Consider the following 8,741-nt stretch of genomic DNA (forward strand, 5'->3'; position numbering starts at 1 on the left):
TTTGAAACCTCCCTGATGCTCCTCATTGCACCCCACCTGGTTGTGAAAGAAAATATTTATCCCAAAAGTAACCGGCCAACCTTTCCCTGGGCGGAAGGAGATATGCTGAGAGGAGCCGGAGCATCCTACTTCCGCAATATGAAAGCCATGACTGTTACGGGCGTTTTTGGCGATCCCACCGCCGCCTCAAAAGAAAAAGGACAGCAGATCACCGATGCAGTGGTAGCTGCACTTCAGGAGGTGGTGGAAGATCTTTACCGGATGAAACAGTGATAAAAAATCTTTTATGTCGAATTTTAACTGGCTTATTGACGGGCCGATCGTTTTGGTATATCTCGCAGGCACCATTACCTGCGGTCTCCTGATCAGGCGCTATGTACGTAAGGTAGACGATTTTCTGGTAGCCGGCCGCAATGTGAACCTGTATCTGGGTATAGACTCCCTGGCTGCTTCCGAATTCGGCATCGCTACCTGTATGGGAAATGCAGAGCTGGGTTTTAAGTATGGCCTGGCGGGGGTTACACCGGGTATTGCTTTAGCCCTTGCTATGTTTGTGGTAGGCTATACCGGCTTTTGCATTAAACCGTTGAGAGAACAAAAAGTCATCACGCTCCCGGAGTTCTTCGAAAAGAAATTCGGTAAGCGGGTTCGCTGGGCATGCGGGTTGGTCATTGTTTTGGGCGGGCTGCTGAACATGGGCGTATTTCTTCGCCAGGCCGGCGATTTTCTTTCCATCGTTTGCGGTTTTGACTCTTCTTACCTGGAAGTAGTAATGACGGTTATCCTGGCAGGCATTGCGCTGTATACCATTCTCGGAGGAATGTTGTCTATCCTGGTCACGGATTATATCCAGTTCATCGTAATGAGTACCGGGCTGATCATTGTTATTTTGATGATCATCTTTAAATTCGGATGGACACCCATGCTGGAAGCCGCTCAACAAAATATAGGGCCGGGCGCATTTAATCCTTTTGTGAACCCTCAATACGGCATAGACAGGATCCTGCTGGATGTATTTCTGGCCTTTGCCGCCGTGCTTACCTGGCAAACGATGATATCCCGTGTGCTGTCATCCAAAAACTCACGCACCGGCAGGCGCATTTACATGAATACAAGTCCTTTTTTCCTCGTGCGGTTTGTTTTACCGGCCATTCTCGGTATGGGGGCCCTGTATTACTTTGGACCTGATTTCCAGGGCAAAAGTATTTTTGCCATGCCGCAATTTTTGTCTGTGGTAATTCCGGTTGGGCTGATCGGTATCCTGGTGGCTTCCATGCTGGCAGCAGACATGTCTACCAATTCCTCCTATATGCTGGCATGGTCGTCTGTTATATATAATGATATTATGAAGCCTGTTCACAAAGGCAGATGGTCTGAAAAAAGAGGCCTTTTCTGGAACCGCGTGCTGATCGCCTGTATCGGTATATTTCTTTTGCTCTACGGTCTGTGGTATCCGTTAAAAGGTGATCTATGGGTCTACCTGCAGGTCACGGGCACGATCTATCTTTCCAGTATGAGCGTTATACTGATCGCGGCCTGTTACTGGAACAAGGCCAATAGCTGGGGTGCGTTTGCCGCTATTATTGCGGGCGCTCTCATTCCTATCAGCTTCCTGGTGATGCAGGAAATTGAGCTTACGCAGTCACTTACGCAAAAAATAGGACCTTATAAAACAGGCGTAGCCACCTATCTTGTGGCAGCTTTTGCCATGATAGCCGGATCGCTGATCAAAAACAATTTTAAACCCGCTTCTTCATGAAATATCTGTTTTGGAGCCTGCTCTGTTTTTTTACCATAGCGTGGTACATCATCGTGATGCTGATCGTGGCTTACCGGGGAGGAATTGATATCAAGCATCTCCTTAAGGATTTGCGTAACGAAAATATCCTTGAAGAGGAGGAGTGAGCGCCGGTTATACAGGGCAACGTAATAACGCGATGTACGTGCGCTAAGGCAAGCCCGAAGCTTTAATTTGAATAGCCAATAAGTAAAGCCAGCAGCCAAAACAAATGGGGATGCAGAAGTTTCATTCAGGCTGAACTGCTGCTATAATTCACACGTCTCCGCTATAACAGGTTATTGAACAAACTTTTATGCCATGAGTCTTCCAGACGTTTTGCTACCTGTCACGCAACTACAAAATACTTTACTTCGCCATAAACATAAGTGCCGTCTTTCAGCCTGGCAAAAGCCCGGTAATTGGCATCATTAAATTGCTGAAAGCTAAGGGTGACTGCTTTTTCAATGACCTTCTCCGCCGCTGGCGTATCCCGGAACAAAATAGCGGTTCCCGTACCGTTTGATGGCGTCTTGTCACTTAGGTTGGTGATCCATGCTGTGTACATAATGCCATACTCAGTAATAGCTTTTTCACCTTTCCCGATATCTTCAAATTTTATTTTAAATACAAGGTCGGAACCGTAAACAGAGGTAGAGGGAGTATAGGAAAGTTCCACAGTGCTAACCTTTGCTTCCTTGCTATCGGGTCCTTCTCCGGCTTTGTCCTTTTTACAGGCGGGGAGCAGGTTAACGAGTAGTGCCAGGGTCAGAATGATCGTTTTATGCATGACTGTCTTTTGGGTGATATGAAAAATGGGCTCCATATTTACTTATCGGGTAGCCGGAAAAAAGGTCAACAGGCGGATACAAAAAAAATATAGCAATCCGGGTGGAATATCGGATGAAACGGTTAAACAAATCGCTGTGTTTTTACAGAATGGCTAAAGATTTAAATTTAAACCGGATAAATCCTTATTAATCCGGTAAATTTGCGCTTCTTTTTTAAACCTGAAAAAAATGAGCAGTAAGCCGGCAACATTATTTGATAAGGTATGGGATTCGCATGTTGTAAAAAAAATTGAAGATGGTCCTGATGTTCTTTTCATTGACCGTCATTTTATCCACGAAGTAACCAGCCCGGTGGCTTTTTTGGGCCTGGAGCAAAGGGGGTTAAAAGTAATATTTCCTGAACGCACTTTTGCTACGGCCGACCACAATACGCCTACCATTAACCAGCATCTGCCCGTGCAGGTTCCGCTTTCGGCCAACCAGTTGAAGGCGCTGGAAACCAATTCCGGTAAATACGGCATATCGCACTGGGGACTGGGTAATCCCAGGAACGGGATCGTGCATGTGGTGGGGCCTGAAAACGGTATTACACAGCCGGGGATGACGATCGTTTGCGGCGATTCGCATACTTCCACCCATGGCGCTTTTGGTGCTATTGCTTTTGGCATCGGTACCTCCGAAGTGGAGATGGTGCTGTCTTCCCAATGTATTATGCAGCCCGGTCCAAAGAAAATGCGCATCAATGTTAATGGCAGGTTGGGGAAAGCCGTTACGCCCAAGGATGTGGTGCTTTATATCATTTCAAAATTAACAGCAGCGGGCGCTACCGGTTATTTTGTTGAATATGCCGGCAGCGTGTTTGCCGGTATGAGCATGGAAGGCCGCATGACAGTTTGTAATATGAGCATTGAAATGGGAGCGAGGGGAGGTATGATAGCACCCGATGAAACCACCTTTACATATATTAAAGGGAAAGATAAAGCGCCCCGGGGGGAAGCCTGGGATAAAGCCCTGGCTTACTGGAAAACATTGAAAACAGATGAGGGCGCTGTCTTCGATAAGGAGTATCATTTTGATGCTGCGGATATTGAACCCATGATCACCTTTGGTACCAATCCGGGTATGGGCATGGGTATCAGCAGGCGAATACCCGTTTCAGAGGAAGTGGGAAGCGGCAAATCGAGCTACGAAAAATCGCTTAACTACATGGGCTTCCGGGAAGAGGAAGGCATGCTGGGTAAAAAAGTGGATTATGTTTTTATAGGCAGTTGCACCAACGGCCGTATTGAAGATTTCCGGGCTTTCGCTTCTATCGTAAAGGGACGAAAAAAAGCCGATCATGTTACGGCGTGGGTTGTTCCGGGGTCACATATAGTGGAACAGCAAATAAAGGAAGAAGGAATACTGGATGTATTACAGGAAGCCGGCTTTGAATTGCGCCAGCCGGGTTGTTCGGCGTGTCTTGCAATGAATGATGATAAAATTCCTGCCGGAAAATATGCCGTAAGCACCAGCAACCGTAATTTTGAAGGAAGGCAGGGCCCCGGTGCAAGAACAATGCTTGCCAGTCCGCTTGTGGCCGCCGCCGCTGCTGTTACCGGTGTGGTGACAGATCCGAGGGAGTTAATTGCTGATGAGAAGGTATGAGGTATAGGGCATGAGGTGTAAGGCTTATACAATAAACAACAAGCTTTAAATCCTGAAATCAGAAATTCTGGCTTTGGATTCTAAACTATAAATTTCAAATTTCAAATCTCAAATGATTCATGTCTTACGATAAATTCACGATACTTAAAAGTACAGCAGTTCCAATGCCTATTGAAAATGTGGATACCGACCAGATCATTCCTGCCCGCTTTTTAAAGGCAACGGAACGCAAAGGTTTTGGTGATAATCTTTTTCGCGACTGGAGGTACAATAATGATAATACGCCCAAAAAAGATTTTGTGCTCAATAACCCGCTGTATTCAGGTAAGATACTGGTAGGAGGTAAAAATTTCGGCAGTGGCAGCAGCCGCGAACATGCGGCATGGGCTATTTACGATTACGGGTTCCGTTGTGTGGTGTCGAGTTTTTTCGCAGATATCTTTAAGAACAATTCTATAAATGTTGGTATACTTCCCGTGCAGGTAAGTGAAATGTTTTTGGACAAAATTTTTACTGCCATTGAAGCCAATCCTCGAAATGAAATTGAAGTTAATCTTCCTGATCAAGCCATTACCATCCTTTCAACAGGCGAATCTGAACCGTTTGAGATCAACGGGTATAAAAAACATAACCTGATCAATGGGTATGATGATATTGACTACCTGCAGGCAATGAAAGAAGATATTCAGTCATTTGCCGTCAGCAGCTTTTACTAAAAACGATCAGCAAAACATGCCGTCTGCTCAACGATATATTGAAATAATGGATACCACGCTCAGGGATGGGGAGCAAACCAGCGGTGTGTCTTTTTCCGCTTCAGAAAAGTTAACCATTGCTCAGTTGCTGCTTACAGAAGTAAAGGTGGATCGCATTGAAATTGCTTCAGCCCGCGTATCGGATGGAGAACTGGAAGCAGTAAAGAAGATCACACGATGGGCAAAGTCAAATGATTTGCTCAGCAAAGTGGAAGTGCTCACTTTTGTTGACGGTGATGTATCTGTACAGTGGATGCAAAAAGCAGGAGCGAAAGTGATGAACCTGCTTACCAAGGGGTCTTTGAATCATTTAACGCACCAACTTAAGAAAAAGCCCGAACAGCATTTTGCTGATGTTGCAGCCGTTATTGCTCTGGCAGGGAAAAAGGGAATAAACTGTAATGTATATCTTGAAGACTGGAGCAATGGCATGCGGCATTCTCCGGACTATGTATTTCAGTACCTCGACTTCCTTGTTACGCAGCCCGTGAAACGCATCATGCTACCCGACACGCTTGGTATACTGGTTCCTTCGGAAGTACATGCATTTGTGTCAGCCATCGCGCAGCGGTATCCCGGAGCGCATTTCGATTTTCATGGACATAACGACTATGATCTGGGTACGGCCAATGTACTGGAAGCTGTAAAGGCAGGTGCACATGGTTTGCACCTCACTGTGAATGGTATGGGTGAAAGGGCCGGCAATGCGCCGCTTGCAAGCGCCATTGCCGTTCTGAATGATTTTGTTCCGGACATAAAGACTGCAGTAGCAGAAAAGTCATTATACGGTGTGAGCAAACTGGTGGAAACATTTTCTGGTTTCCGCGTTCCTGCCAACAAACCGGTGGTGGGAGAGAATGTATTTACACAAACGGCGGGTATACATGCAGATGGCGATAAGAAAAATAAATTGTATTTCAGCGACCTGATGCCGGAGCGCTTCGGCCGACAGCGAAAATATGCATTGGGCAAAACCAGCGGCAAAGCCAACATCGAAAACAACCTGCAGCAGATGGGCATACAACTTTCCGACGATGATCTTAAAAAAGTTACCCGGCGCATTATTGAGCTTGGCGACAGGAAGGAAGTGGTGACCCAGGCCGATCTGCCATATATCATTTCCGATATTCTGGACAATGCTATTGAAGATAAGGTGCGTATTGATAATTATGTTTTAACGCATTCCAAGAGCATGCATCCTTCGGTAACGGTTAAGGTGGTCGTACATGGAGATGCTTATGAGGAACACGCCCAGGGCGACGGACAGTATGATGCTTTTATGAATGCGCTAAAGAAAGTATATAAGCAGCGGAAAATGGAATTGCCACAGTTAAGGGATTACATGGTACGGATACCGCCTGGTGGCAGGAGCGATGCGCTGTGCGAAACTGTTATTACATGGCGGCACAACAACAGGGAGTTTAAGACCAGGGGGCTCGACAGTGATCAAACCGTATCGGCGATCAAGGCAACACAGAAAATGCTGAATATGATTTAAGCGTATAGCCAACGATGAAAACCAATCCTGTTGCTTTAGGTTATTGTATACCGGGATGTGCTCTGGAAGCGTAATTCATTAATCAAACACACTGATATATTCTACTCTGATAAATTAAAAATATCATGGCAAATAAAAGCATCTTAATTGTTCCCGGTGATGGGATAGGACAGGAGGTAACGGCTGTAGGTAAAAAAGTACTGGACAGGATAGCGGCAAAATTCGGTCATAGCTTTGCATATGATGAAGCGCTGATCGGCCATGTGGCTATTGAAGCAACAGGTAATCCTTTGCCTGATGGATCACTCCAAAAGATGAAAAAGTCTGATGCTGTATTGTTTGGCGCCGTGGGGCACCCCAAATATGATAATGACCCTTCAGCTAAGGTACGGCCGGAACAGGGCTTGCTTAAAATGAGGAAAGAACTGGGGCTGTATGCCAACATCCGTCCCATCAAATTGTTTGATGAATTATTAGACGCTTCCAGCATCAAACCGGAAATACTGAAAGGCGCCGATATTATGTTCTTCCGTGAGCTCACAGGTGATATCTATTTCGGTGAAAAGGGAAGGAAAAATGGTGGAGATACCGCATATGATATTGCAGAATATAGCCGCTTTGAAGTAGAACGCATTGCGCGTAAAGCATTTGAAGCTGCCCGGACAAGAAGAAAAAAATTATGTTCGGTTGATAAGGCCAATGTACTTGAAACCTCCCGTTTATGGAGAGAAGTGGTGCAGAAAGTGGCGCTGGATTATCCTGATGTGGAGGTAGAGCATCAGTTTGTAGATGCAACGGCCATGCTGCTCATTAAAGATCCCCGCAGGTTTGATGTAGTGGTCACTGCCAACCTGTTTGGTGATATCCTTACCGATGAAGCTTCCCAGATAGCCGGGTCTATGGGGATGCTGGCTTCCGCATCTGTTGGAGATGGCACGGGCGTATATGAACCGATACATGGTTCGGCGCATGATATTACGGGCAAAGGTGTTGCCAATCCGCTGGCTTCCATTTTATCGGCCGCTTTATTATTAGATATCTCTTTTGGCATGAAAGCCGAATCCGAAGCAGTTATCAGTGCTGTGGATAAAGTGCTTAAATCGGGCTTCCGTACAGGGGATATTGCCGGTGCAAAAACGGTGCCGGGCAAAATTTTAGGCACAACTGCCATGGGTGATGAAGTACTGAAATACCTGGAGGTGGTGAAAAGTGAATAGTGAGTAGTGAGTAGTGAATGCCGGGTCAATATTTTGCTTGTTTTTCAAAAAAGCTGTCCGGAAAAAAATAATGTAAAATTGTTGATAATATTTTACTGATTACCACGTTTTTGGCGGAATAGAACGTTACTTTGTTTGTTCTTTTTTAAAAGATTTTAAATATCCAATACGCTATGCATCAGGCGCCTGTTAAAACTGTGGGGAACACAACTGCGAATGTATCTTTTTTACCCCGCCAATTCTTTCGGCCGGTTATTCTTCTCATTTCTTTTAATGCCTTTTTGCTGTTATCCAGCAGTTGCGGTCAAACTTTTTCAGAAACAGACGTTGCTAAAGATTCTGCTGTTGCAAATGTTCAGGAAGATAAAGAGGCTGCTGCGGCCCAGGCCCCGGAACCCCTTGATACCGCGTTATACAATCAAAAAAACATTCAGCTTGCCAATGGCGACAGTTCCGGTTTATGGCCGGTGAATGCCCCTTATCCGCTTCCGGGAGCCATTTTCCCGTTTAAAAGGGTTGTTTCGTACTATGGCAACCTGTATTCAAAACGTATGGGTATATTGGGAGAATTGCCACCTGCCCAAATGTTGGCAAAATTAAAAGAGGAGGTTACCAATTGGGAAGCTGCCGATACCACTACTGAAGTTTTGCCCGCCCTGCATTATATAGCGGTAACTGCACAGGAGAGTCCCGGCAGGGATAGTAAGTACCGCCTGCGAATGCCTTTTCATCAGATTGACTCTGTACTGGGCATGTCAAGAAGCATTAACGCTATAACATTTATTGATGTGCAGATAGGGTTGAGTACACTGCAGCAGGAAATCCCGCAGCTCGAAAAATATTTAATGATGCCGGATGTGCACCTCGGCATTGATCCTGAATTTTCAATGAAAGGGGGGCATCGTCCGGGTACCGTTATCGGTACCGTTAGCGCAGATGATGTTAACTATGTTACAGGTTACCTGGCAGAACTGGTAAAAAAATACAATCTACCTCCAAAGATACTGGTGGTACACCGCTTTACGCAGGGTATGGTAACCAATTACAAGCAGATCA

At 45.6% G+C, this 8,741-nt stretch carries 9 protein-coding genes; 8 read left to right on the top strand and 1 reads right to left on the bottom strand.

What is annotated here, in order from left to right; all coding sequences use genetic code 11:
• The 3 genes from PLH26_RS12080 to PLH26_RS12090 all read left to right on the top strand — a co-directional run.
• Positions 1-273, top strand: a 273-nt coding sequence (locus PLH26_RS12080) for a creatininase family protein (protein WP_324586278.1), incomplete at its 5' end; no start/stop codon positions are given.
• A 13-nt stretch (positions 274-286) separates the two neighbouring features.
• Entirely contained in the window at positions 287-1,759 is a 1,473-nt protein-coding gene (locus tag PLH26_RS12085; RefSeq protein WP_324586279.1) for a sodium:solute symporter family protein, read from the top strand.
• The gene (locus PLH26_RS12090; protein ID WP_324586280.1) at positions 1,756-1,905 is read left to right on the top strand and encodes a hypothetical protein; all 150 of its coding nucleotides are present in this window, start codon (positions 1,756-1,758) and stop codon (positions 1,903-1,905) included. The genes PLH26_RS12085 and PLH26_RS12090 overlap by 4 nt, the downstream gene beginning before the upstream one ends.
• A 221-nt stretch (positions 1,906-2,126) precedes the next feature.
• Here PLH26_RS12090 and PLH26_RS12095 read toward each other — a convergent pair whose 3' ends face one another.
• Entirely contained in the window at positions 2,127-2,567 is a 441-nt protein-coding gene (locus PLH26_RS12095; RefSeq protein WP_324586281.1) for a hypothetical protein, read from the bottom strand.
• Between the two features lie 229 nt (positions 2,568-2,796).
• On the opposite strand from PLH26_RS12095, the gene leuC reads away from it, so the two are divergent.
• The 5 genes from leuC to PLH26_RS12120 form a co-directional block, all read left to right on the top strand.
• Positions 2,797-4,215, top strand: a complete 1,419-nt coding sequence (leuC, locus tag PLH26_RS12100; protein ID WP_324586282.1) for a 3-isopropylmalate dehydratase large subunit — start codon at positions 2,797-2,799, stop codon at positions 4,213-4,215.
• Between the two features lie 119 nt (positions 4,216-4,334).
• Positions 4,335-4,931, top strand: a complete 597-nt coding sequence (leuD, locus tag PLH26_RS12105) for a 3-isopropylmalate dehydratase small subunit (RefSeq protein ID WP_324586283.1) — start codon at positions 4,335-4,337, stop codon at positions 4,929-4,931.
• 16 nt (positions 4,932-4,947) lie between these two features.
• Complete coding sequence (locus tag PLH26_RS12110) at positions 4,948-6,468, top strand: hydroxymethylglutaryl-CoA lyase-like TIM-barrel protein (RefSeq protein ID WP_324586284.1); 1,521 nt, start codon at positions 4,948-4,950, stop codon at positions 6,466-6,468.
• A 125-nt stretch (positions 6,469-6,593) separates the two neighbouring features.
• Positions 6,594-7,685 (top strand): 3-isopropylmalate dehydrogenase, encoded by a 1,092-nt coding sequence (gene leuB, locus PLH26_RS12115; protein WP_324586285.1) that lies wholly within the window; start codon positions 6,594-6,596, stop codon positions 7,683-7,685.
• 173 nt (positions 7,686-7,858) lie between these two features.
• A partial coding sequence (locus tag PLH26_RS12120) for a hypothetical protein (protein WP_324586286.1) occupies positions 7,859-8,741 on the top strand: 883 nt, incomplete at its 3' end.

The organism is Agriterribacter sp., assembly GCF_035444585.1.
GTDB lineage: Bacteria > Bacteroidota > Bacteroidia > Chitinophagales > Chitinophagaceae > Agriterribacter.

Excerpts from the sequence above, each read along its gene's own strand:
- PLH26_RS12085 (WP_324586279.1), top strand. The coding sequence starts at position 287 with ATGTCGAATTTTAACTGGCTTATTGACGGGCCGATCGTTTTGGTATAT.
- PLH26_RS12090 (WP_324586280.1), top strand. The coding sequence starts at position 1,756 with ATGAAATATCTGTTTTGGAGCCTGCTCTGTTTTTTTACCATAGCGTGG.
- PLH26_RS12095 (WP_324586281.1), bottom strand. The coding sequence starts at position 2,567 with ATGCATAAAACGATCATTCTGACCCTGGCACTACTCGTTAACCTGCTC.
- leuC (WP_324586282.1), top strand. The coding sequence starts at position 2,797 with ATGAGCAGTAAGCCGGCAACATTATTTGATAAGGTATGGGATTCGCAT.
- leuD (WP_324586283.1), top strand. The coding sequence starts at position 4,335 with ATGTCTTACGATAAATTCACGATACTTAAAAGTACAGCAGTTCCAATG.
- PLH26_RS12110 (WP_324586284.1), top strand. The coding sequence starts at position 4,948 with ATGCCGTCTGCTCAACGATATATTGAAATAATGGATACCACGCTCAGG.
- leuB (WP_324586285.1), top strand. The coding sequence starts at position 6,594 with ATGGCAAATAAAAGCATCTTAATTGTTCCCGGTGATGGGATAGGACAG.